This window comes from Streptomyces sp. NPDC051109 (genome assembly GCF_044455885.1).
Lineage (GTDB): Bacteria > Actinomycetota > Actinomycetes > Streptomycetales > Streptomycetaceae > Streptomyces.
This window is the reverse complement of the sequence record NZ_JBITFF010000034.1, coordinates 29,180-50,740: the sequence shown is the minus strand read 5'-3', so window position 1 is coordinate 50,740 and position 21,561 is coordinate 29,180. Positions and strand designations below refer to the sequence as shown.

The following is a 21,561-nucleotide window of genomic DNA, read 5'->3' as shown; positions in this document are numbered from 1 at the left end:
AAGCGACGCGACCGCAGGGAGCGCCCTTGACGGACCGACCCGACACGGAAGGACAGTGGACTGACGGGACGCCCCCGGACACACCACCAACCCCGTGCCGATGAGTCCCGCCTCCGACACTCCGGCCGGTCTTCTCCGGCCCCGTGCCGATGAGTCCCGCCTCCGACACTCCGGCCGGTCTTCTCCGGCCCCGTGCCGATGAGTCCCGCCCCCGACACTCCGGCCGGCCTTCCCCGACCCCGCGCCAAAGGTTCCCGCCTCCGACACTCCGGCCGACCTTCCCCGGCCCCGCACCGAAGACCCCCGCCCCCGACCCCCCCCGCCCGCCTTCACCGACCCCGCACCGAAGACCCCCGCCCCCCGAAGCTCCCTCCGCCCTTCACCGCCCCCTACGCCGCCTGCAACGCCAGGGTGGGGGAGAGGCGGGCCGCGCGGACTGCCGGGTAGAGGCCGGCCAGGGTGCCTATGGCCAGGGTCGAGGCGAAGCCGCCCGTCACCGCCCAGAGGGGGACCACCCAGGGGAGGTCGCCCGCTCGGGCGTAGGCGGCCGTGGCCGCCGCGCCGAGGGCGATGCCCGCCAGGCCGCCGAGGCCCGACAGGAGCAGGGACTCCGTCACGAACTGGATGCGGACCTGGCCCTTGGTCGCGCCCAGCGAACGGCGCAGGCCTATCTCGTGGCGGCGTTCCAGCACCGAGATGATCATGGTGTTCGCGACCCCGACCCCGCCCACCAGCAGGGCGATGCCGCCCAGGCCGAGGAGGAGGGTGCTGAAGGCCCCTTCCGTCGCGGCCTTCGCCTGGAGCGCCGCCGACGGGTCCGTCACCGAAACCGTGCTCGGCGACTGCGGGTTGGCCGTCGCGGCGATCAGTCCGCGGACCGCCCCGACGCGGTCGTCCGCCGAGCGCTCGTAGATCGCCGTCGGATGGCCGTCGAAGCCGAGCAGCTGCTCCGCCGCCTCCCAGCCGACCAGCGCCGAGCGCTCGATCTCCGGGGCCAGCGGGATCGGGTCAAGGATGCCGATGACCGTGAAGTACCGGCCGCCGATGAACACCTGCTGACCCGGCTCCGTGATGCCCAGGCGCTCCGCCGAGACGTTCCCGAGCACCACCGACGGGTAGCGTCCGGTGGCCCCGTTCAGCCAGGTGCCCTTCTGCATCCGGGCGCGCAGGACCTCCGGCAGGTCGTCCTTCGTCGCCTTCAGGCCGATGCCGCCCGTCTCCTCCTTCGGGATGTTCTCCGAGCGCCGTACGGACTGCGCGATGTCGCCCGTCGTGCCCACCGACTCGACCCCCTCGATACGGGAGATCATGCCCGGGGCCTCCTTCGGCAGCTTCGTGTCCTGCCCCGAGAACATGGACTGGCCCGGCGTGGCCACCAGCATGTTCGTCCCCAGCTCGTCGAGCTCGCGCAGCAGCTTGGCTTGGCTGGACGAGGACACCCCGACCACCGCGATCATCGTCGCGATGCCGATGGCGATGCCGAGCGCGGACAGGAACACCCGCATCGGGCGCGAGCGCAGCCCCGCCGAGCCGACGTGCAGCACGTCCCGCGGGCCTAGGCGGGACGGGCGCAGCTTCCTGGCGGCCCTCACTGCTCCCCCACCCCCGCCCCCGCCGTGTTCCACACGTCCGCCACGATCTCCCCGTCCCGGATGCGCACCTGCCGCGGCAGGCTCGCCGCGATCTCGTGGTCGTGGGTGATCACGGCGATGGTGGCTCCATCCGCGTTCAGTTCGTGCAGCAGCTCCATCACCGACCGCCCCGACGCCGAGTCCAGCGCGCCCGTCGGCTCGTCGGCCAGCAGCAGGTCGGGCTCGCCCGCGACTGCCCGCGCGATCGCCACGCGCTGCTTCTGCCCGCCGGACAGCTCGTGCGGCCGGTGTTCCATCCGGTCGCCCAGGCCGACCCGCTCCAGGGCCCGCGCCGCCCGTCGGCCGCGTTCGGCCCGCGACAGGCCGGAGTACAGCAGCCCCTCGGCCACGTTCGCCTGCGCGCTGATGCCCGGTACGAGGTGGAAGGACTGGAAGACGAACCCGACATGGCGTGCGCGCAGCGCCGACAGGGCGCGGTCGGACAGCGTCGCGATGTCGTGCCCGGCGATGGCGACCGCGCCGGCGCTCGGCCGGTCGAGGGTGCCGACGATGTGCAGCAGGGTGGACTTCCCGGAGCCGGACGGGCCGACGATGGCGAGGAGTTCGCCGTTCAGGACGGTCAGGTCGACCCCGCGCAGGGCCTTGACCCCGCCGGGGTACTCCTTGGTGACGCCCGCCAGTTCCACGACGGCGCGCGCGTGCCTGTTCTCGGCCGTGGCCGCTGTCGCCGTCATTGCTTGGGGATCCCCACCTGCATGCCCTCCTTGAGGGCGTCCCCCTTGACCTCGACGCGGCCCCGGCCGAACATGCCGAGCTCGACCGGGACGTCGCGGACCGCGCCGCCCTCGACGACCTGCACGCCGAAGCCCCCGCCGGACAGCGCGAGGAGCGCGTTGACCGGTACGGAGAGCACGCCCTTGCGGGTCTCGCCGGTGAGCCGGACCGAGACCGGGGACTGGTCCGGGCCCTTGATCTCCGAGGCGTTGTCCAGGGACACGTTCACCTCGACCTTCGGCTTCCCGCCGCCACCTCCGCCGCCACCACCTCCGCCGCCGCCGCCGGGGCCACCGCCGTCGGGGTCGTCCGGGTTCGCCGTGCCGCCCACCGAGTCGATCTTCCCGGTGGCCGTGCCGCCGCCCGGCAGGTTCACGGTCACCTTGTCGCCCGTCTTCGCCGCGCCGGCCTTGGCCACGTCCAGCTGGAAGCGGACCATCCGCTCGGTCCCGGTCAGCGTCATCACCGGCTTGCCCGGCGCCGGCTCGTCGCCGACCGCCGTGTCGTTCTTCTGCACCCGCTGCGGTCCGGCCGCGAAGGCGATGTCCTCCTTGCCGACCTCGCCCGTCTCCGCCGCCTTGTGCGCCTTCTGCCAGCGCTTGACGGCCGTCGCCGTACCCGCCGTGAAGGTGCCGTCCTCCGGGTCGAGCCCGGTTCCGTACCCGAGGGTCTGGAGGTTCCGCTTGAGCTGCTTGACGTCCTCGCCCTTGTCCCCGGTCTTCATCTGCCGGTACACGGGCGTGCTCCCGTACATGAGCCGCACCGGCTTGCCGTTGACCTCGTACAGTCTCCCGTCCCGCTCGATCGCCGTACCCGCACCCGCGGCCCAGGTCAGCACCCCGGGGCCGCCCGCGGCGAGCTTGCGCTCCTGCGCGTAGCCGAGGATGCCCTCGACGGTGAGGCCGGAGCTGAGGTCCCCGCGCGTGACCGGTGCCGTCTGCTGCGGCAGTCCGTCCGCGCGGCGGCCCTTCGACCCGTCGGAGTCCGCCCGCGGCTGGGCCGCCGTCACCGCGTACCCGCCGCCCGAGACGGCGAGTACGACGGCCAGCGATCCCAGCAGCCACCTGCCGCGCCGCCTCACGCGGCTTCGCACTTCTTCTGGGCGTCCTGGAAGGCCTGCTCCTGGCCCTCGGGGATCTTGGTCGCGCTCATCGCGCTCCCGTTGAACTCGGGGTCGGGGACGTTCACGCCGTTGTCCCGCATGCACTTGGCCCACTTCAGGGCCTTGTCCTTGTCCTCCTGCGAGACCTGGCCCGTTCCGGGGGCGTGCATCCCGCACGCCTCGAAGGCCTTCTTCAGCGCCTCCGGGTCCTCGCTGCCCGAGCCCAGCGTCATCCCGCGCGGGTCCTGGCCGGGCTCCGGGTCGGGCGCGTCCATGCCGTGCTCGCGCAGGCACTTGCGCGCCTTGAGCGCCTTGTCGGCGTCGGCGCCGCCGGCCTGCCCGCCGCCACCGCTCGACGCTTTCGAGGACGTGCCGTCCTTCTTCCCGTCCTTGCCGTCCTTGCCTTCCTTCCCGTCCGAGCCGGCACCGCCCGTGCACGCGGTGACGAAGAGGGTCAGGCCGGTGAGCACCGCGGCCGTGGTCATGGTCATGGATCGATTCATGCGCCAGACCCTGCACCCGAGGCGGATTTCGCTTCTCTCTCCGATCTTGCTTATGACGAGGAAATACGAGAATCCGGTAGAGAGGGCGGCATGCGAGTTCTGGTGGTGGAGGACGAGGAATTCCTCCGGGAGATGATCGCCGACGGGCTGCGCCGCGACGCGCTGGCCGTCGACGAGGCGGGTGACGGCCTGGAGGCCCTGCGGCGCCTGCGCCTCGGCGAGTACGACGTCCTCGTCCTCGACCGCGACCTGCCCGGCCTGCACGGGGACGAGGTCTGCCGCCAGGTGGTGCGCGAGCGACTGCTGACCCGCGTCCTGATGCTGACCGCCTCCGGGACCGTACGGGACAGGGTCGAGGGGCTCGGCCTCGGCGCCGACGACTACCTCACCAAGCCCTTCGCGTACGACGAGCTCCTCGCCCGCGTCCTGGCTCTCGGTCGGCGCACCCGGCCCGCGCTGCCGCCGGTGCTGGAGCGGTGCGGGATCGCCGTGGACACCGCCCGGCGGAGCGCCAGCAGGGACGGGCACCGGCTCGCGCTGTCGCGCAAGGAGTTCGCGGTGCTGGAGGCGCTGCTGCGGGCGGAGGGGGCCGTGCTCGGCAACGACGACCTGATCGAGCAGGTGTGGGAGGAGGACACCTCGTACAGCACCAATGCCGTACGGGTGACCCTCAGCAAGCTGCGGGCCAAGCTGGGCGAGCCGCAGCTGATCGAGACGGTTCCGGGGGCCGGGTACCGGATCGCGGGTCCGACTGCCGGTCTCCCCGATCCGATCACCGATCCGATCACCGATCCGCGATGAGAGCAGTGCTCCATTCCGAGCGCGCCCGTCTCACCGCGCTCTACGGCTCCCTGCTCGTCCTTGCCGGCGGCGGACTGATCGCCCTGATCAACGTGCTTCTGCGGGGCGGCCTCTACACCCGCATCAGCGGGGCCGTCACCACCGCCGTCCCCGGCACCGCCTTCGAACGCGCCGCCGTCGAGGGCCAACCGCTCAAGGCGGTACCCGCCCAGCGGCTTCCGCCCGGCGCCGCCACGCCCACCCGGGAGCAGCTCCAGACGTGGGCCGCCACCCGCAACCTCTCCACCGCCGTCGAAGCCGCCACCCTCCACGAGCTGCTGGTCGTCTCGCTCATCGCCCTCGCCGTGTTCGCCGTACCGTCGATCTGGCTGGCCTGGTGGATGGCGGGGCGCGTGCTGCGGCCCGTCGGCGTCATCACCGAGACGGCCCGCCGCCTTTCGGGGGAGAACCTGCACGAGCGGATCGGCCTCAAGGCCCCGCCCGGCGAACTCAAGCGGCTGGCCGACACCTTCGACGGCATGCTCGACCGGATGGAGAGCCTGGTGGGCGCGCAGCGCCGGTTCGCCGCCCATGCCGCGCACGAGCTGCGCACCCCGCTGGCCGTGCAGCGGGCGGCCGCCGAGATCGGACTGGCCGGGGGCCCGCCGCCGGAGAAAGTGGCCCGGATCCGAGCCAAGCTGATCGGCGTCGCCGAGTCCAGTGAGCACCTCGTGGAGTCGCTGCTCCTGCTCGCGGTGTCCGAGGAGGGCCTGGAGGCCACCGCTGCGGTGGACCTCGCGGCCCTCGCGGAGGCGGAGCTGTCGGAGACGGAGCGGTCGGAGACGGAGCGGGCCGAGCCCGGGTCAGGGCACGAGGCGGAGCCGGCCGGGGGCGCCGGGCTGACCGTGGTACGGAGCCTTGAGGCGGTGAGCGTGGTCGGCGACCGGTCCCTGTTGGGCCATCTGGTGCGGAACTTGCTGGCCAATGCCGTACGGCACAACCGGCCGGGCGGGCGGATCAGCGTGAGGACCTCCGCCGACGGGGCGCTGACCGTGTCCAACACCGGGCCGGTGATCGAGCCCGACGACGTGCCGCGACTGCTGGAGCCGTTCCGGCGGCGCGCCGAGCGGCAGCACACCGCGGGGGAGGGCGCCGGGCTGGGGCTCTCGATCGTCGCCTCGATCGCGCGGGCGCACGGCGCGAAGCTGGTCGTGCGGGCCAATCGGGGGCATGGCGGCGGATTGACGGTCCGGGTGCGCTTTCCGGTCACACCTGCGCCGCACCGGACGGCGTCGCCTCAGGAATCCTGATGATCCCCGTGTGTACCGTCGGAGGCATGAGCAAGCACCCCCGAGCCGGCTCCCGCAGTCCCCGTTCACTCCGCACGTTCCGCGGCCTCCGCTCGCCCCGGCGGGTGGCCGTCGCCGCCGCCGTGGGCCTGCTGGCCTTCGGGGCCGGCTGGGCCTTCACGGTCCAGGAGGACGGGCCCGGCACCCCCGCCTCGGCCCGGACCGACCGCCCGGGGGACGCGGCCCGTACTCCGCCGTCGGCCGCGACCGCCGACGCCGCCACCTCCGATGCCGCCCCGGCCGCCGGAGCCACCCACGCCAGCCGCGGGGCCCACGGCGCTCCCGGTGCTCCCGGGGCGCCCGCAGCCTCCGATCCCGACGACGGCCTGTCCGAGGTCAGCGACGAGACACGGGCCCGGATCCCGGCCGACTCCCGCCAGCTGCTCCTCGTCGCCGGCAAGGCGAGGGACTCCTCGGAGTCCACGGCGACCCTCTACAGTCGGCCGGCGGCCGGCGCCGACTGGGTCCGCACCGCCGGGAGCTGGCCCGCGCACAACGGCGCCAGCGGCTGGAACTCAGCCGAACGCGAGGACGGGGACCTGACCACGCCCGTGGGCGTGTTCACCCTGAGCGACGCCGGCGGTCTGCTCGAGAAGCCGCCGGGCACGAAGTTCCCGTACGACCACAACCGGCTGTTCGTGCCCACCGGCCGGGGGGTGAACGGCGAGTCCCTCGCGGGCGCCTTCGAGTACGTCATCGCGATCGACTACAACCGCCGCAAGGGTTTCTCGCCGCTGGACCTGGTCAAGCCGGAAGGCGAGGACAAGGGCGGCGGCATCTGGCTCCACGTCGACCACAACGGCCCCTCGCAGGGCTGCATCGGCATCTCGAAGGAGGCCATGAAGAAGCTGCTGACCACCCTGGATCCGGCGGCGAAGCCGGTCGTCGTGATGGGCCCGGCGGGCTTCTGACGGCCGGGCTCCGTCCTCCCGGCCGGTGTCACACGGCCGTCCCGGCCGGTTCCCGACCGGCCGGGGCGGCGGCCAACCGCCGCTCCCGCAGCAGGAGCCCGATGTACGCCAGGTCGAAGACGCTGCACATGATCCCGAGCCCGAGGATGAACGGCGAGCCCTCGACCACCCCGAAGAGCAGGGTCGGGGCGAGCGTCCCGAGCCACTTCGCGACGGCGATGACGAGGGACTGCCCGCGCGGTCCGCGCCGGTCGGCGTAGAGGGAGATGAACAGCCCGGACATCAGCAGGTTCTGCAGGAACGCCGCGTACCGGGTCGCGTCGTGCGTCCCGAAGTGCGCGAGGAACAGCCACTGCACGGCGAAGCCGCTGCCGAACACGAGCACGCTCCACGCCGCGAAGAGCGGCCGCGTCACGAACTCGGGCAGCTCGGCGCGCCCGAAGCGCAGGTACGTCCAGATGATGACGACGTCGGCGAGGGCCCACACCACGTTGACCACGCCCTGGGCGGAGACCCCGGCGCGGACGTCGCCCACGGCGTAGGTCGCCTCCCACGCGAAGTTCAGCGCGAGCGCGGCCACCGGCATCGCGTACGTCCGGTCCCGCAGCCCGACCCGGATCGCCTCGACGTACACGACGGTCCACGCCACTCCGCTGACCAGCGTCAGAAACAGATCCACCCGCGGCACCCTAGCCAACCCGCCCCCGCCCGCACATCCCCCGGGCCGTCTCTTCCGGATGCACGGCGTCCCGGCCCGGAAGCCAGGGCCTCGCCCCGTCCGCGCACCCGTCGGGTGGGTCGAACCCCTTGCCTGACGGTCCGTCAGCTACGACGATGGCCCCCGGCACCGGCGGGAAACGGGTCGGCGGCCGCGGCCCGGTCGGCGGGCGGCGGCGGAAGACGAAGCGGAGGCGGCATGGCGCGCGTGTTTGCGGAAGGCCGGCTGGTCTACGGGATGCAGCTCCCGATCCAGTCGCAGAGCACCATCTACGCCGAGCCCTGGGAGGCTCCGGCGACCGCCGCCGACCTCGCCGAGGTGGCGCGGGCCGCCGACCGGGCCGGGTTCGGGTACCTGGCCACCTGCGACCACGTGGCCATCCCGCGCCGCCTCGCCGGCCCCATGAGCACCGTCTGGTACGACCCCGTGGCCACCCTCGCCTTCCTCGCCGGGATCACCGAGCACGTACGGCTGCTCAGCCACGTCGCGATCCTCGGCCTGCGCCACCCGCTCCTCAGCGCCAAGCAGTACGCCACTGTCGACCACCTCAGCGGCGGCCGGCTCATCCTCGGTGTCGGCGCGGGCCACGTGCAGGAGGAGTTCGAGGCCCTCGGCGCCGACTTCGCCGGCCGCGGAGCCGTCCTCGACGAGACCCTGGACGCGCTGCGCGCCGCCCTCGGGCCCGAGGAGTACCCGGAGTTCGAGGGCGAGCTGTTCTCCTTCAAGGACCTCGGGCAGCTGCCCCGCCCCGTCCAGGCCCGCATCCCGGTCTGGGTCGGCGGCTCTTCGCCCGCCGCCGTCCGCCGGGCCGCCGTGCGCGGCGACGGCTGGCTCCCGCAGGGCGACCCGCGCGACAGGCTGCCCGCGCAGATCGCCCGGATCAAGGAGCTCCGCGCGGCGGCCGGGGTCACCGACCCCATCGAGTTCGGCGCGATCACCGAGGCGCTGTACGTCGGCGAGCCCGGCTGGGACACCGGACGCCGCACCCTCACCGGCAAGGCGGAGGCGCTCGCCGAGTCCCTCCGTGCGTACAGGGCCCTCGGCGTGGACCAGGTCCAGGTCCGCTTCCGCAGCCGTGACCGCGCCGAACTGACCGATCAGATCACCGCGTTCGGGGCCGAGGTCGGCCCGCTTCTCAACGACTGAACGCCTCTACGACTAGGAGTACGGGCATGGGCAAGCTGGACGGGCGCGTCGTCGTCATCACGGGCGCGGCGCGCGGCCAGGGCGAGCAGGAGGCCCGGCTCTTCGCCGCCGAGGGCGCCAAGGTGCTCCTCTGCGACGTGCTGGACGAGCAGGGCGCCGCCGTCGCCAAGGAGATAGCCGAGAAGGCGGGCGAGGACCGCGCCCGGTACGTACGGCTGGACGTGAGCCGGGAGGAGGACTGGGCCGCCGCCGTCGCCACCGCGAAGGAGGCCTTCGGCCCGGTGAGCGGCCTGGTCAACAACGCCGGGATCCTGCGCTTCAACGAGCTGGTCTCGACCCCGCTGGAGGAGTTCCAGCAGCTGATCCAGGTCAACCAGGTCGGCACCTTCCTCGGCATCAAGGCCTTCGCCCCCGAGATCGAGGCGGCCGGCGGCGGCACCATCGTCAACACCTCCTCCTACACCGGACTGACGGGGATGGCGTACGTGGGCGCGTACGCGGCGACCAAGGCGGCGATCGTCGGCCTGACCCGGGTGGCCGCGCTGGAGTTGGCCGCCAAGGGCATCCGGGTCAACGCGATGTGCCCGGGGGCGGTGGACACCCCGATGGCCAATCCCGGCCTGCTGGACCCGGCGAACATGACCGACGAGGCCCGGGACGCGATGGCGGAGCTCTACGGGCGGGTCGTGCCGATGGGCCGGGTGGGCCGGGCCGACGAGATCGCCAAGCTGGCCCTGTTCCTGAGCGGCGAGGACTCCTCGTACATCACCGGCCAGCCGTTCGTCATCGACGGCGGCTGGATGGCGGGCGTCAGCGTCATGTGACCCGCCGCCCGGCCGGCGGGAGGCGTGCCTCATCTGATGGAGCGTCAGGTATTGACGCTCCCGCTTCCGCGATGGAACAGTCGACACATCAAATCTGACGGTACGTCAGAAATCAAAGGACGGTGAACCCCCTTGGAATTCGGGCTCTTCGTGCAGGGATACGTGCCTGAGGCGCGGTCCAAGGTCGACCCCGAGGCAGAGCACAAGGCGCTGATCGAGGAGACCGAGTACGTCATCCAGGCCGACAAGTCCGGCTTCAAGTACGCCTGGGCCTCCGAGCACCACTTCCTGGAGGAGTACTCGCACCTGTCGGCGAACGAGGTCTTCCTCGCCTACCTCGCCCATGCCACCGAGCGCATCCACCTCGGCTCCGGCATCTTCAACCCGCTCGCCCCGGTCAACCACCCCGTCAAGGTGGCCGAGAAGGTCGCGATGCTCGACCACCTCTCCAAGGGCCGCTTCGAGTTCGGCACCGGCCGGGGCGCGGGCAGCCACGAGATCCTCGGCTTCCTGCCCGGCATCACGGACATGAACCACACCAAGGAGATCTGGGAAGAGACCATCGCCGAGTTCCCCAAGATGTTCCTCCAGGAGGAGTACGAGGGGTTCCAGGGCAAGCACTGGTCGCTGCCGCCGCGCAAGATCTTCCCCAAGCCGTACGGCAAGGCCCACCCGGCCATGTGGTACGCCGCCGGCTCGCCCTCCTCGTACGCGATGGCCGCGAAGAAGGGCCTCGGCGTCCTCGGCTTCAGCGTCCAGAAGGTCTCCGACATGGAGTGGGTGCTGGAGCAGTACAAGACGGCCATCCAGGAGGCCAAGGCCATCGGCGCGTTCGTCAACGACAACGTGATGGTCACCTCCACCGCCATCTGCGCCGAGACGCACGACAAGGCGGTCGAGATCGCGGTCAACGCGAACATGAACCGCTTCCAGTCGCTGGTCTTCCGCTACCACGACACCTTCCCGCGGCCCGAGGCGATCCCGCAGTGGCCCGAGACGCTGCCCGAGTACAACGCGGAGATCATCGAGCTGCTGATAGCCGAGGAGCTGCTGATCTGCGGCGACCCCTCCGAGGTGCTCGCGCAGTGCAAGCGCTGGGAGCAGGCGGGGGCCGACCAGCTGTCGTTCGGCCTGCCGACCGGCGTCTCGTACGAGGACACGATGACTACCGTCAAGCTCATCGGCGAGCACGTGATCCCGAAGATCGACACGGACCCGGTCCACCGCACGACGCGCTTCCGCGAAGCCGCCTGACCGGGCCGTCCGCCCGGCCGGCGGGAGAAGCAGGGGCGGCGTCTTCCCGGACCGCCGCCCCGGGGCCGGGGCCCCGCGCTCCGGCCCGGGCGGGGCCGGCCGGGGGCATCGGCGGCAGCGGCCTGCCGCCCGCCCCCCGGCCGGCCCCACCCTGCGGACGGCCGCGGGAACGCCCGGCCCGCGGAGCCCGGCGGATCCGGCGGGGTCCGGGGCGGAGCCCCAACGCAACCGAGAAGGGACGTCATGCTCGACCACCTGATCAAGGGCGCCACCGTCGTGGACGGCACCGGCTCCCCCGCCCGCGTGGCGGACGTCGGCCTGCGCGACGGGCGGATCGCCGTCATCGCCGAGCCGGGCACGCTCACGGAGGAGGCCCGGACCACCGAGGACGCCGGCGGGCTGGTCCTGTGCCCCGGCTTCGTCGACCCCCACACGCACTACGACGCCCAGCTGTTCTGGGACCCGTACGCGACCCCCTCCATGAACCACGGCGTCACCACCGTCGCCGGCGGCAACTGCGGGTTCACCCTCGCCCCGCTGCACCCCGACCGCCCCGAGGACGCCGACTACACCCGCCGCATGATGAGCAAGGTCGAGGGCATGGCCCTCAAGGCCCTGGAGGAAGGCGTCGACTGGACCTGGTCCACCTTCGGCGAGTACCTCGACGCCCTCGACGGCAGGATCGCCGTCAACGCCGGCTTCATGGTCGGCCACTGCGCGCTGCGCCGGCACGTCATGGGTGCCGACGCCGTCGGCGGACAGCCCACCCCCGAGCAGATGCAGCAGATGCTCGACCTCTTCCACGACGCCATGAACGCCGGCGCCTGGGGCCTGTCCACCACCCAGTCCGCCACCCACTCCGACGGGGACGGCGCCCCCGTCGCCTCCCGGCACGCCAAGCCCGCCGAGCTGCTCGCGCTGTCGAAGGCCGTCGCCGAACACGAGGGCACCCAGCTCGAAGCGATCGTCGCGGGCTGCCTCGACCAGTTCGCCGACGAGGAGATCGACCTCTTCGTCGAGATGAGCGCCGCCGCCGGCCGCCCCCTGAACTGGAACGTCCTCACCATCGACGCAGCCGTCCCCGAACGGGTCCCGCGCCAGCTCATACCGAGCGAGCGCGCCCGCAAGGCCGGCGGCCGCATCGTCGCGCTGACCATGCCGATCCTCACCCCGATGAACATGTCGCTCGGCACCTTCTGCGCACTGAACCTGATCCCGGGCTGGGGCGAGATCCTCGCCCTGCCCGTACCCGAGCGGATCGCGAAGCTGCGCGACGCCGACGTACGCGCGCAGATGCTGCGCCGCGCCGACAGCAAGGAGGCCGGGGTCTTCCGGCGCCTGGCCAACTTCGGCCGCTACGTCATCGGGGACACGTACAGCAAGGAGAACGAGGGCCTGTCCGGCCGGGTCGTGAACGACATCGCGGCCGAGCGCGGCCAGGACCCCTTCCAGTGCCTGGTCGAGATCTGCGCCAACGACGAGCTGCGCACGGTGCTCTGGCCCATGCCCACCGACAACGACCCGGCGAGCTGGGCCCTGCGCGCCGAGACCTGGCAGCACGAGGACGTCATGCTCGGCGGCTCCGACGCCGGCGCACACCTGGACCGGATGTGCGGGGCGCCGTACACGACCCGCTTCCTCGGGGACTGCCTGCGCGGCCGCAAGCTGGTGCCGCTGGAGCAGGCGGTGAAGATGCTCACGGACGACCCGGCCCAGCTGTTCGGGCTGCGCGAGCGCGGCCGGATCGCCGAGGGGTTCCACGCGGACCTGGTGCTCTTCGACCCGGAGCGGATCGAGGCCGGCCCCGCGACGCTCGTCCACGACCTGCCCGGCGACAGCCCGCGGCTGGACGCGCGCGCGATCGGCATCGTGTCCGTACGCGTCAACGGCGTGGAGACCATACGGGACGACCAGATCACCGGGGCGGTCCCCGGGACCGTGCTCCGCTCGGGCCGGGACACGAGGACGGTGAGCACCCGTTGAGCGAGCCCCTGCAGCAGAAGCTGTACATCGGCGGAGAGTGGGTCGAGCCCGCCGGCGGCCACTACGACGTGGTCAACCCGGCGGACGAATCGGTGGTCGGGCTCGCGCCCGAGGCCTCGCGCGCCCAGGTCGAGGAGGCGGCGCGCGCGGCCGCGGAGGCCTTCGAGACCTGGTCCCGTACGGCCCCCGAGGCGCGGGCGGCGATCCTGGACCGGGCCGCCGACATCATGCAGCGCGAGTACGAGCCGTGGTCGGCCCTCGCCCGCGCCGAGACGGGCGCGCCGACCGGGATCGCGCGCGCGATGCAGGTCGGGGTCGGGGTGGCGCGCTTCAGGCGGTACGCGAAGGGCGCACTCGAACCGGTGGAGCGCGGGCTGCCGCCGCAGGTCACCGAGGCCGGGCCGATGGGGAAGGCGAGCATCCTGGGGGCGCTTGAGGTGCGCCAGCCGGTCGGCGTGGTCACCTGCATCACCTCGTACAACAACCCGTGGGCGAATCCGGCGGGCAAGGTGGCCCCGGCGCTGGCCATGGGCAACACGGTGGTGGTGAAGCCGGCCCCGCAGGATCCGCTGTCGGTGTTCAAGATGGCCGAGGCCCTGCACGAGGCGGGCGCCCCGGCCGGCGTGGTGAACGTGGTCTGCGGTGCCTCGGTCGAGGTCGGCGAGGCCGCGGTGGACTCCCCGCACGTGGACATGGTGTCGTTCACCGGCTCCACGGGCGTCGGGCAGCGCATCGCGGAGGTCTGCGGCCGCTCGATGAAGCGGCAGCTGATGGAGCTCGGCGGCAAGGGCGCGGCGATCGTCTTCGAGGACGCCGACCTTGACGCGGCGGTGATGGGGATCGGCACCACCTTCTCCTTCTACTCCGGCCAGATCTGCACGGCTCCGACCCGGGTGATCGTGCACCGGTCGGTGTACGAGCGGCTGGTGGAGAAGCTGACCGGCTACCTGGGCTTCATGAAGGTCGGCGACCCGGCGGCGGCGGGCACCGTGGTGGGCCCGGTGATCTCGGCGGCGCACCGGGACCGGGTGGAGTCGTACGTCGAGCTCGGCCGCAAGGAGGGCGCGCGGATCGCGTACGGCGGCGAGCGGCCGGTGGTCGGGGACGGCCGCGGTTTCTACGTGGCGCCGACGCTGCTGGTGGACTGTACGAACGACATGCGGGTGGTCCGGGAGGAGATCTTCGGCCCGGTGGTCGTGGTGGTCCCCTTCGACGGCGCGGACGGCGGCGAGGACGAGGCCGTGGCCCTGGCCAACGACAGCGATTTCGGGCTGCTGAGCTACGTGTGGTCCGGGGACTCGGCGCGCGCCTTCCGGGTGGCGCGTCGGCTGCGGGCGGGCGGGGTCGGCGTGAACACGATCGGCCGGAACATGGAGGCGCCGTTCGGCGGCTTCAAACGTTCGGGGGTGGGCCGGGACGTGGGCTCGTACGCGCTGCACGCGTACAGCGAGACGCAGGCGATCGTCTGGACGAGCTGAAGCCGCCGGTCCGGCCCTGGGAGAGCCTGAGACCCAGGTCACACGGGAAAGTTCAAAGAGGGGCAAAAGGGGCATGGCTGCGGTTTCCGCATTCCGGAACGCGGTGTCCGCCCCCTGTCGTGCAGGGGGCGGGCCGCCGAGTGAACCTTGAATTGCATGCCGATGGACACCGATCGCCTCAATAATCCAAGGTGTTCCCGCCGGTAGCGCGTCGGACTCAATCCCTCCGGATATGGAAAACGCAGCCTCTAACGTCCTGACCCATGACACAGCTGGACGTTCGGCCTCGGGTCGCAGACACGGTGAACGGCGTCGCCGACGGCGAGGGCGGCGACGGCGACGTACGCGGCAAGGGCCTCGGCAAGGGCTCCGTGGGCCTGGTGGGCAGCGCCGTCATCGGCATCTCCACCGTCGCCCCCGTCTACTGCCTGACCTCGACCCTCGGCTCCACCGCCGGCGAGGTCGGCGTACAGATGCCGGCGGTCTTCCTGGCAGGCTTCCTGCCGATGCTGCTCGTCGCCTTCGCGTACCGCGAGCTCAACAAGGCCGTACCGGACTGCGGCACCTCCTTCACCTGGACCGTCAAGGCCTTCGGCCCGCGGATCGGCTGGATGTGCGGCTGGGGCCTGGTGATCGCCACGATCATCGTGCTGTCCAACCTGGCGGGAGTCGCCACGTCCTACTTCTGGCTGCTCGCGGGCGAGGTCACGAACAACCCGTCGATCGCCGCCCTGGACGACGACAAACTCGTCCACATCGCCACCTGCCTCACCCTGATCGCCGCCGCGACCGCCATCAGCTACCGCGGAATGACCGCCACCAAGGGCGTCCAGTACACCCTGGTCGGACTCCAGCTCGCGGTCCTCGCCATCTTCGTCGCGATGGCCTTCCAGAAGGCCTCGGCCGGCACCTTCGACACCGGCCCGGACTTCTCCTGGCAGTGGATGAACCCCTTCGCGGTCGAGTCCATGGGCGCCTTCACCGCCGGACTCTCCCTCTCGATCTTCATGTACTGGGGCTGGGACGCCTGCCTGGCCACCAACGAGGAGACCACCGGCTCCGCCAAGACCCCGGGCCGCGCCTCGCTCATCGCGATGGTCGTCCTGGTCGGCTCGTACCTGGCCACCGGAATCGCCGCCCAGACGGCCGTCGGCTCCGGCACCGCCGGCCTCGGCCTCGGCAACCCGGAGACCTCCGGCAACGTCTTCGCCGCCCTCGCCGGCCCCGTCATGGGCCCGGTGCTCGGCATCCTGCTCTTCGTCGCCGTCCTCGCCTCGGCGACCGCCTCGCTCCAGACCACGTTCATCCCCGTCGCCCGTACCGTCCTGGCCATGTCCACGTACGAGGCCCTGCCGGCCTCCTACGCCAAGGTCCACCCGCGCTTCAAGACCCCGGGCCGCGCCACCGTCATGGCGGGCGTCGCGACCGGCGCGTTCTACACCGTGATGACCCTGGTCAGCGAGAACGTCCTGACCGACACGATCTTCGCGCTCGGCCTGATGATCTGCTTCTACTACTCGCTGACGGCCTTCGCCTGCGCCTGGTACTTCCGCGGCGAGCTGCGCCGCTCCGCCCGGGACCTGTTCTTCAAGGGCGTCTTCCCGGTCCTCGGCGGCCTCCTCCTCGCCGCCGTCTTCCTCAAGACCCTGATCGACATGTGGAACCCGTCGTACGGCTCCGGCTCCACCGTCCTCGGAGTCGGCAGCGTCTTCGTCATCGGCGTCGGCCTCCTGGCCCTCGGCCTGGTGATCATGCTGATCACGGAACGCCGCAACCCGGCCTTCTTCCGCGGCGCCATCCTGACAAAGTCCACTCCGGCCCTGGTGGTCGAGGACTGACCCCGCCGCACACTCGGGGTGTCCCCCCGCGGCCCGGACCGATCCCCCCGATCCGGGCCGCGGACCCAATGCCGGACTTCACCCCGAGGGGGCCCGGCCCGGTGGTGACTCCGGGTGGCGGAGGGTCGTTGGGTACGGCATGAACGTCATGAAGCGCCGCCTCGCCTCCCTGGTCCTCACGAGTGGCGCCGCCCTCGCCCTGACCCCCCTCGCCGCCCACGCCGACACGACGGGCCCCACCATCGAGGAACAGCCCGTCACCAAGCGCATCACCGACATCGCCAACCACCCCGGCCGGGCGGTGGACGACACGAAGACGGCGCTGGCCGTGACCACTTCCGCCGCCGGCTCCGCCACCCGCGCCACCAACGGCTCCCTCGCGGGCGCGGGCAACGCCCTCGACGGGCTCCCGAAGGCCCCGTCGGTGCGCTGACCCGGACGAGAATGCGGCGAGGCCCGGGGCAGGACGCCCGGCGGGCCCTCAGGCGGAGTTGATCGTTGAGCAGGCCATGATCCTGTGGCTGCTCAACACCTTCAGCACGTTCACGCTCGGCATCCTCCTCGTCGGCGGCTTCGTCGCCCTCGCCGTGGCCGGCAGCCTCGCCGCCCGCCGCCGCTTCCCGCACCTGGCCGGCGGCGAGCACAACGAGATGGTCGGCGTCGCCCTCGGCATGTTCGGCGCGATCTACGGCATCATCCTCGCCTTCGTCGTCGTCACGCTCTGGACCCAGCTGGAGAACACCCAGACCGTCGTGGCCACCGAGGCCACCGACCTCGCCCTCGTCGTGCGCAGCGCCGAGGCCTTCCCGCCGGCCGAACGCGCCCGCGTGGAGCAGGCGGTGGGCGCCTACGTGCACGCCGTCGTCGAGGTCCAGTGGCCGATGATGCGGGACGGCCGCCCCAGCTACGACGCGACCGCCGAGCAGACGCACGGGCTGTACCGGGCGTTCCAGGCGTACGAGCCCTCCGGAACCCGCAACGAGACCTTCTACGAGGAGGCGGTGGGCCGCCTCAACGACATCGCGGCGCAGCGCCGCGCCCGCGTCACGATGGCGGAGACGTCCCTGCCGGTGCTGCTCCAGGTGCTGGTGTACGGGGGCGCGCTGGTGATCCTCCCGCTCACCTTCCTGTTCGGCCTGCGCAGCCTGAAGATGCAGCTGCTGTTCGTCTCGGCGGTGGCGGGGCTGATCGGCTTCAGCCTGCTGCTGGTGATGGCCCTGGACCGCCCCTTCGCGGGCGACCTGAGCGTGACCCCGACCCCCTACAAGGAGGCGGCACTGGCCCAGTTCTGGCCGGCGGGGTAGGAGGCGGGGGCGGGGGCGGGGCGGGGGCTTCGGGGGCGGGATCGGTGAAGGCTGGCGGGGGGCTTCGGGGGGCGGGGGCCTAGAGGCGGGGTCGGGAGGCGGACCGGGATGCGGGGGGCGGGGTCCCGGCCGGTCGGGGTTGGTGGGGTGTCCGGGGGCGTCCCGTCAGTCCACTGTCCTTCCGTGTCGGGTCGGTCCGTCAAGGGCGCTCCCTGCGGTCGCGTCGCTTCGCGATGGCCTTCGGCCACCCTTGACCGACCGCCCCGCCCCGGAATGCCATAAGACTGCCGGGAAGCCCCCGAAGGATGGCCGGGAGGTTCGTGTTCCGACCAGGGCCCCTGGATATGCCGGCCAGCACCCCCTGTCCCTCCGCACTCCCTCCCCGGCACCCCACGTGCCCGGCCAGGCCGGGGACGCGCCCGATCGCTACGCGCTCCTCTCGGCTCAGCGACCGACGACCGCCTGTGGCCGGACATAGGCCGCCCAGACGAAATCCTTGGGCCGCTTTCGGGCGTCTGCGGCCCGTTTGGGGAGCAAATGGCGGCTGAGAGGGGCGAAAAGGGGGTGAGAGGGAGCGAGGAGGAGCCTGATGCCCGATGTCTCAACCTCTCACTCCGCTCATGGTCGTTGGGAGCCTCGAGCGCTGGACGAATGGGGCAAACGACCCGCTGTCGCGTGCCGCGAGTGGCCTGTGCGAGTGGTGGGCGGCTTATGTCCGGCCACAGGCGGTCGCCGGACGCTGAGACGGGAGAAGGGCGTAGCGATCCGGTGCGCAGGGGTGGGGCATGGGGGTCTGGTCGGTGTCTGGTGCGGGGTGGGCCGCCGTGATGCGGAAAGGCCCGTCATGAGGGCTTTCCGGAGGCTCTGGCCTCCCCGCGCGTCATCTCGCCCCGGCTTGGTGGGCCGGGTGGGCTGGATGTGGCTGGACAGGGTGGGGAGGGCGGCATCCCTGAGCTGCCCGTGTGGGAATACGTCCCCCCTGACCGTTCCTTCGGGGCTTCCCGGCAGTCTTATGGCATTCCGGGGCGGGCCGGGCAGTCAAGGGTGGCCGAAGGCCATCGCGAAGCGACGCGACCGCAGGGAGCGCCCTTGACGGCCCGGACCGACACGGAAGGACAGTGGACTGTCGGGAAACCCCCGGACTCCCACTGACGCCGGCCGGCCGGAGCTCAGGCTCCGGTGACGCCGCCGAGGAAGGCAGCCCAGGTCGTGGGGTGCACGGCCAGCTCCGGGCCCGCCGGCACCTTCGAGTCCCGGATGTGGACGGCGTCGGCGCATGCGGCGACCTCTACGCAGTTGTCACCGTCGCCACTGCTGTACGTGGACTTGTGCCAGGAGAGGGCGACCTCGACGCAGCTGTCGCCCTGGCTTCCGCTGTAGCTGCTCTTGAACCATCGCAACGGGGAGCTGTTCACAGGGATCCTCGCATTCGCATCAACAGGCCCACACTGTCAGCAGGATTGAGGGCCTGGATACGAAGTTTGGCATACCGCTGATGGAGGAGGCTGATGTCTTTCGGGTCAGAGATGATGAGTCCCGACTGCTGTCCCTCGCTGTAGCCCAGCCACTCGTTGTCTTCGGTTTCGAGGAGGCAAATGGGGCCACCGAGCCCCGCGTGGTGGGGGCTCACCCTCGGCATGATCTGCAGGTCGACGTTCGGTAGCCGTGCGCACTCCACCAAGTGGTCGATCAGCTGACGCGTCACCTCCGGTCCGCCGATCTGTCGCTCGATCACGATCTCGTCGAGAATGAAACTGCAGATCGTGTACGGCGTGCGGTGGAGAATCTGCTGACGCTCCAGGCGGGCCGTGATGCGAGCCTCCACCTCCTCGGGGGTGGGGAGCGGCAGAACGTCGCCTATCAGCGCCCGTGCATACGACTCAGGCTGTAACAGTCCCGGAACCGAGCGGCATTCGTACGTATTGAGGGCAATCGCCTCCTGCTCCAACTCCGCCCACCTCTTGAACCACTTCGCCAGACCTCGCTTCCGATTCAGTCGATGCGAGGCGATGCGGATGACGCCGAAGGCGTCCAGAGCCTCCTCGGACCGGTTCACGAACTTGACCGACGGGTGTCGTCGGCCCTGCTCGACCGAGCCGACGTACTGGACCGAGTACCGGACGCGTTCGGCCAGTTGCTCCTGAGTGAGTTCCGCGCGTTTGCGGAAGGCCTTCACGGTTTCCCCGAAGCTCCGCAGGTCGCTGTCCGGGTCGGCCTCGCCGCCGCCGTTCTCGTCGTGACTCACCATCGCGGTCACCTCCCGCGTTCAGCTTCACGGGCGGTAACCGCGCCTGTCCAGAACGTGAACTCGTACAGATGAAAAGTAGCGGTCGCCTTTCTGGCAACCGCCCCGCCCACACGGGACGTTGCTCCCATGACCGGAGCCCCTGCCCCCGCCCAGCCCCTCGTACGCGCGTTCACGCAGCGTTTCAGCAGTACCCGGCGCGGGGCCCGCCTCGCGCGGTGTCTCGCCATGGTCGAGCTGCACGAATGGGGGATTCCGCACCGCACCCCGCTGTCCGAGGACGCGGAGCGGATCATCGCCGAGTTCACCGCCAACGCCGTCATCCACGGGCATGCCGCCGGCCGGGACTTCGAGCTCAGGCTCGTGCTCCTCGGGGGCGTGCTCCGCATCGAGGTGTCCGACGCCCGCCGCGAGCGGCGGCCCGCCGTCCAGCCGCACGCCCACCAGGCCGAGGGCGGCTACGGCCTGCGCATCGTCGACGCCGTCGCCGCCGACTGGGGGGTCGCGGACCGTGTGATCGGCAAGACGGTCTGGGCAGAGCTCGGCCGATGGTGATCAAAGATCACGCGGGGCCGGTCAGGCCTGGTCCCGCGGGACGAAGACGCTCACCCGGTAGGTGGTCGGGTGGGTGAGGCGGCCGCAGAACTGGTCGATCCGCAGGCTCTCGGGGTTGGTGACCTCGCCCTCGGCGATGAGGCGGCGGGCGTACTCCTTCATCTCCGCGTGCTCCTGCGTGGAGAACAGCGGTTCCCAGTGGCCGGCTACGGCCTTCGCCCGGCGGTGGGCGCGTTCCCTGCTCCGTTTGCGCTTCTGCTGGCCCGGCATGTGGATCAGCCCCCTTTCGGGGGCATCATCTGACCGGCCGCGCACCTGCGTCGACGGATTTACAGGTACTGCGCCAGGTCGTCCAGAACGCGGAGGATCTCCGGTTCTTCCGCCGGCGGGAGCTGGACGACGACCTCCTCGATGCCGAGGTCCGCGTAGTGGGCGAGCTTGCCCGGGTTCGGGTGGACCGCGTACGGGACCACCTGGAGGGTCTTCGGGTCGCGGCCCGCGGTCTCCCAGACCCGGCGCAGCACCGGCAGGGATTCGGTGAGGCCGCCCCCTCCGATGGGGAGCCAGCCGTCGGCGTGGTCGGCGATGGCCGCGAAGAGCTTCGGGCCGGCCGAGCCGCCGATCAGGGTCCGGGGGCCGTGGAGGAGCTGGCCGGAGCCGAGCTCGCGCGGGGCCAGGACCGGCTTGGGGTGGGCCATGCTGGCCTGGACGGAGGAGAACTCGCCGACGTACGCGGTGGGTTCCGGGGCCCACAGGGCGCGCATCAGGGCCATCCGGTCCCGGACCAGCTCGCGGCGGGTGCGCCACTCGACGCCGTGGTCGGCGGCTTCCTCGACGTTCCAGCCGTACCCGATCCCGAGGGTGAAGCGGCCGCCGGAGAGGTGGTCCAGCGTGGCGATCTGCTTCGCGAGGGCGATGGGGTCGTGCTCGGTGACGAGGGTGATGCCGGTGCCGAGGGCGAGCCGCTCGGTGACGGCGGCGGCCTGGCCGAGGGCGACGAAGGGGTCGAGGGTGCGTCCGTACATCTCGGGGAGTTCGCCGCCCATGGGCGCGGCGGTGTCGCGGGCGACCGGGATGTGCGTGTGCTCGGGGAGGTAGAGCCCGGCGAACCCGCGCTCCTCAAGGGCGCGGGCGAGGCGGACGGGGGTGACGGTGTGGTCGGTCAGGAAGACGGTCGTGGCGATCCGCATGGCTGGGGGCACCTC

General features: G+C 71.8%; 21 protein-coding genes. 12 read left to right on the top strand and 9 right to left on the bottom strand.

Annotated elements, in window-relative coordinates; genetic code table 11:
- Nucleotides 1–389 precede the first annotated feature (389 nt).
- The 4 genes from ACIBAD_RS35160 to ACIBAD_RS35145 are packed head-to-tail and all read right to left on the bottom strand — an operon-like array spanning nucleotide 390 to nucleotide 3,959.
- On the bottom strand, nucleotides 390–1,592 hold the full coding sequence (locus tag ACIBAD_RS35160; protein ID WP_398910941.1) for an ABC transporter permease: 1,203 nt from the start codon (nucleotides 1,590–1,592) through the stop codon (nucleotides 390–392).
- Complete coding sequence (locus ACIBAD_RS35155; RefSeq protein ID WP_398910939.1) at nucleotides 1,589–2,326, bottom strand: ABC transporter ATP-binding protein; 738 nt, start codon at nucleotides 2,324–2,326, stop codon at nucleotides 1,589–1,591. Before ACIBAD_RS35155 ends, ACIBAD_RS35160 begins: the two co-directional genes overlap by 4 nt.
- Nucleotides 2,323–3,447, bottom strand: a complete 1,125-nt coding sequence (locus ACIBAD_RS35150) for a peptidoglycan-binding protein (protein WP_398910937.1) — start codon at nucleotides 3,445–3,447, stop codon at nucleotides 2,323–2,325. Before ACIBAD_RS35150 ends, ACIBAD_RS35155 begins: the two co-directional genes overlap by 4 nt.
- Entirely contained in the window at nucleotides 3,444–3,959 is a 516-nt protein-coding gene (locus tag ACIBAD_RS35145; protein WP_398910935.1) for a hypothetical protein, read from the bottom strand. Before ACIBAD_RS35145 ends, ACIBAD_RS35150 begins: the two co-directional genes overlap by 4 nt.
- A 102-nt stretch (nucleotides 3,960–4,061) precedes the next feature.
- Between ACIBAD_RS35145 and ACIBAD_RS35140 the strand changes: the two genes are divergently transcribed.
- The 3 genes from ACIBAD_RS35140 to ACIBAD_RS35130 are packed head-to-tail and all read left to right on the top strand — an operon-like array spanning nucleotide 4,062 to nucleotide 7,011.
- Nucleotides 4,062–4,772, top strand: a complete 711-nt coding sequence (locus ACIBAD_RS35140) for a response regulator transcription factor (RefSeq protein WP_398910934.1) — start codon at nucleotides 4,062–4,064, stop codon at nucleotides 4,770–4,772.
- Entirely contained in the window at nucleotides 4,769–6,061 is a 1,293-nt protein-coding gene (locus tag ACIBAD_RS35135) for a sensor histidine kinase (protein WP_398910932.1), read from the top strand. Before ACIBAD_RS35140 ends, ACIBAD_RS35135 begins: the two co-directional genes overlap by 4 nt.
- Nucleotides 6,062–6,087: 26 nt before the next feature.
- Complete coding sequence (locus ACIBAD_RS35130) at nucleotides 6,088–7,011, top strand: L,D-transpeptidase family protein (protein ID WP_398910930.1); 924 nt, start codon at nucleotides 6,088–6,090, stop codon at nucleotides 7,009–7,011.
- A gap of 28 nt (nucleotides 7,012–7,039) precedes the next feature.
- Here the strand turns inward: ACIBAD_RS35130 and ACIBAD_RS35125 are convergent, their stop codons facing one another.
- On the bottom strand, nucleotides 7,040–7,690 hold the full coding sequence (locus tag ACIBAD_RS35125; protein ID WP_398910928.1) for a hypothetical protein: 651 nt from the start codon (nucleotides 7,688–7,690) through the stop codon (nucleotides 7,040–7,042).
- A gap of 237 nt (nucleotides 7,691–7,927) precedes the next feature.
- Here ACIBAD_RS35125 and ACIBAD_RS35120 point away from each other — a divergent pair, with 237 nt between their 5' ends.
- From ACIBAD_RS35120 to ACIBAD_RS35085, 8 genes are all read left to right on the top strand, one after another.
- On the top strand, nucleotides 7,928–8,875 hold the full coding sequence (locus ACIBAD_RS35120) for an LLM class F420-dependent oxidoreductase (RefSeq protein ID WP_208329026.1): 948 nt from the start codon (nucleotides 7,928–7,930) through the stop codon (nucleotides 8,873–8,875).
- Between the two features lie 26 nt (nucleotides 8,876–8,901).
- Entirely contained in the window at nucleotides 8,902–9,699 is a 798-nt protein-coding gene (locus ACIBAD_RS35115) for an SDR family NAD(P)-dependent oxidoreductase (RefSeq protein ID WP_398910926.1), read from the top strand.
- Between the two features lie 132 nt (nucleotides 9,700–9,831).
- A complete protein-coding gene (locus ACIBAD_RS35110; protein WP_134073552.1) occupies nucleotides 9,832–10,953 on the top strand; it encodes an LLM class flavin-dependent oxidoreductase in 1,122 nt (373 codons plus the stop codon).
- Between the two features lie 243 nt (nucleotides 10,954–11,196).
- Nucleotides 11,197–12,936: a D-aminoacylase gene (locus tag ACIBAD_RS35105; protein ID WP_134073554.1), complete on the top strand. Its 1,740-nt coding sequence runs from the start codon at nucleotides 11,197–11,199 to the stop codon at nucleotides 12,934–12,936.
- Nucleotides 12,933–14,414, top strand: a complete 1,482-nt coding sequence (locus tag ACIBAD_RS35100) for an aldehyde dehydrogenase family protein (protein ID WP_398910924.1) — start codon at nucleotides 12,933–12,935, stop codon at nucleotides 14,412–14,414. Before ACIBAD_RS35105 ends, ACIBAD_RS35100 begins: the two co-directional genes overlap by 4 nt.
- Nucleotides 14,415–14,677: 263 nt before the next feature.
- Nucleotides 14,678–16,252, top strand: a complete 1,575-nt coding sequence (locus tag ACIBAD_RS35095) for an APC family permease (RefSeq protein ID WP_398910922.1) — start codon at nucleotides 14,678–14,680, stop codon at nucleotides 16,250–16,252.
- Nucleotides 16,253–16,391: 139 nt separating this feature from the next.
- Nucleotides 16,392–16,685, top strand: coding sequence for a hypothetical protein (locus ACIBAD_RS35090; RefSeq protein WP_134073558.1), 294 nt, complete (start codon nucleotides 16,392–16,394; stop codon nucleotides 16,683–16,685).
- A 76-nt stretch (nucleotides 16,686–16,761) separates the two neighbouring features.
- Complete coding sequence (locus ACIBAD_RS35085; protein ID WP_134074533.1) at nucleotides 16,762–17,556, top strand: DUF4239 domain-containing protein; 795 nt, start codon at nucleotides 16,762–16,764, stop codon at nucleotides 17,554–17,556.
- 1,169 nt (nucleotides 17,557–18,725) lie between these two features.
- Here ACIBAD_RS35085 and ACIBAD_RS35080 read toward each other — a convergent pair.
- The gene (locus tag ACIBAD_RS35080; RefSeq protein WP_398910919.1) at nucleotides 18,726–18,971 is read right to left on the bottom strand and encodes a DUF397 domain-containing protein; all 246 of its coding nucleotides are present in this window, start codon (nucleotides 18,969–18,971) and stop codon (nucleotides 18,726–18,728) included.
- Nucleotides 18,968–19,804, bottom strand: a complete 837-nt coding sequence (locus ACIBAD_RS35075; RefSeq protein ID WP_398910917.1) for a Scr1 family TA system antitoxin-like transcriptional regulator — start codon at nucleotides 19,802–19,804, stop codon at nucleotides 18,968–18,970. Before ACIBAD_RS35075 ends, ACIBAD_RS35080 begins: the two co-directional genes overlap by 4 nt.
- 126 nt (nucleotides 19,805–19,930) lie before the next feature.
- Here ACIBAD_RS35075 and ACIBAD_RS35070 point away from each other — a divergent pair, with 126 nt between their 5' ends.
- The gene (locus ACIBAD_RS35070; protein ID WP_398910915.1) at nucleotides 19,931–20,356 is read left to right on the top strand and encodes an ATP-binding protein; all 426 of its coding nucleotides are present in this window, start codon (nucleotides 19,931–19,933) and stop codon (nucleotides 20,354–20,356) included.
- 21 nt (nucleotides 20,357–20,377) lie between these two features.
- On the opposite strand, the gene ACIBAD_RS35065 is transcribed toward ACIBAD_RS35070, so the two are convergent.
- Both ACIBAD_RS35065 and ACIBAD_RS35060 read right to left on the bottom strand, forming a co-directional pair.
- Nucleotides 20,378–20,626 carry a hypothetical protein gene (locus ACIBAD_RS35065; protein ID WP_134073566.1) on the bottom strand — a complete coding sequence of 83 codons (249 nt, stop codon included), beginning with the start codon at nucleotides 20,624–20,626 and terminating at the stop codon, nucleotides 20,378–20,380.
- Between the two features lie 59 nt (nucleotides 20,627–20,685).
- A complete protein-coding gene (locus ACIBAD_RS35060; RefSeq protein WP_398910913.1) occupies nucleotides 20,686–21,546 on the bottom strand; it encodes a TIGR03619 family F420-dependent LLM class oxidoreductase in 861 nt (286 codons plus the stop codon).
- Nucleotides 21,547–21,561 lie beyond the last annotated feature (15 nt).

Excerpts from the sequence above, each read along its gene's own strand:
- ACIBAD_RS35155 (WP_398910939.1), bottom strand. The coding sequence starts at position 2,326 with ATGACGGCGACAGCGGCCACGGCCGAGAACAGGCACGCGCGCGCCGTC.
- ACIBAD_RS35145 (WP_398910935.1), bottom strand. The coding sequence starts at position 3,959 with ATGACCATGACCACGGCCGCGGTGCTCACCGGCCTGACCCTCTTCGTC.
- ACIBAD_RS35140 (WP_398910934.1), top strand. The coding sequence starts at position 4,062 with ATGCGAGTTCTGGTGGTGGAGGACGAGGAATTCCTCCGGGAGATGATC.
- ACIBAD_RS35135 (WP_398910932.1), top strand. The coding sequence starts at position 4,769 with ATGAGAGCAGTGCTCCATTCCGAGCGCGCCCGTCTCACCGCGCTCTAC.
- ACIBAD_RS35130 (WP_398910930.1), top strand. The coding sequence starts at position 6,088 with ATGAGCAAGCACCCCCGAGCCGGCTCCCGCAGTCCCCGTTCACTCCGC.
- ACIBAD_RS35120 (WP_208329026.1), top strand. The coding sequence starts at position 7,928 with ATGGCGCGCGTGTTTGCGGAAGGCCGGCTGGTCTACGGGATGCAGCTC.
- ACIBAD_RS35115 (WP_398910926.1), top strand. The coding sequence starts at position 8,902 with ATGGGCAAGCTGGACGGGCGCGTCGTCGTCATCACGGGCGCGGCGCGC.
- ACIBAD_RS35105 (WP_134073554.1), top strand. The coding sequence starts at position 11,197 with ATGCTCGACCACCTGATCAAGGGCGCCACCGTCGTGGACGGCACCGGC.
- ACIBAD_RS35095 (WP_398910922.1), top strand. The coding sequence starts at position 14,678 with ATGACACAGCTGGACGTTCGGCCTCGGGTCGCAGACACGGTGAACGGC.
- ACIBAD_RS35090 (WP_134073558.1), top strand. The coding sequence starts at position 16,392 with ATGAACGTCATGAAGCGCCGCCTCGCCTCCCTGGTCCTCACGAGTGGC.
- ACIBAD_RS35085 (WP_134074533.1), top strand. The coding sequence starts at position 16,762 with ATGATCCTGTGGCTGCTCAACACCTTCAGCACGTTCACGCTCGGCATC.
- ACIBAD_RS35075 (WP_398910917.1), bottom strand. The coding sequence starts at position 19,804 with ATGGTGAGTCACGACGAGAACGGCGGCGGCGAGGCCGACCCGGACAGC.
- ACIBAD_RS35070 (WP_398910915.1), top strand. The coding sequence starts at position 19,931 with ATGACCGGAGCCCCTGCCCCCGCCCAGCCCCTCGTACGCGCGTTCACG.
- ACIBAD_RS35065 (WP_134073566.1), bottom strand. The coding sequence starts at position 20,626 with ATGCCGGGCCAGCAGAAGCGCAAACGGAGCAGGGAACGCGCCCACCGC.
- ACIBAD_RS35060 (WP_398910913.1), bottom strand. The coding sequence starts at position 21,546 with ATGCGGATCGCCACGACCGTCTTCCTGACCGACCACACCGTCACCCCC.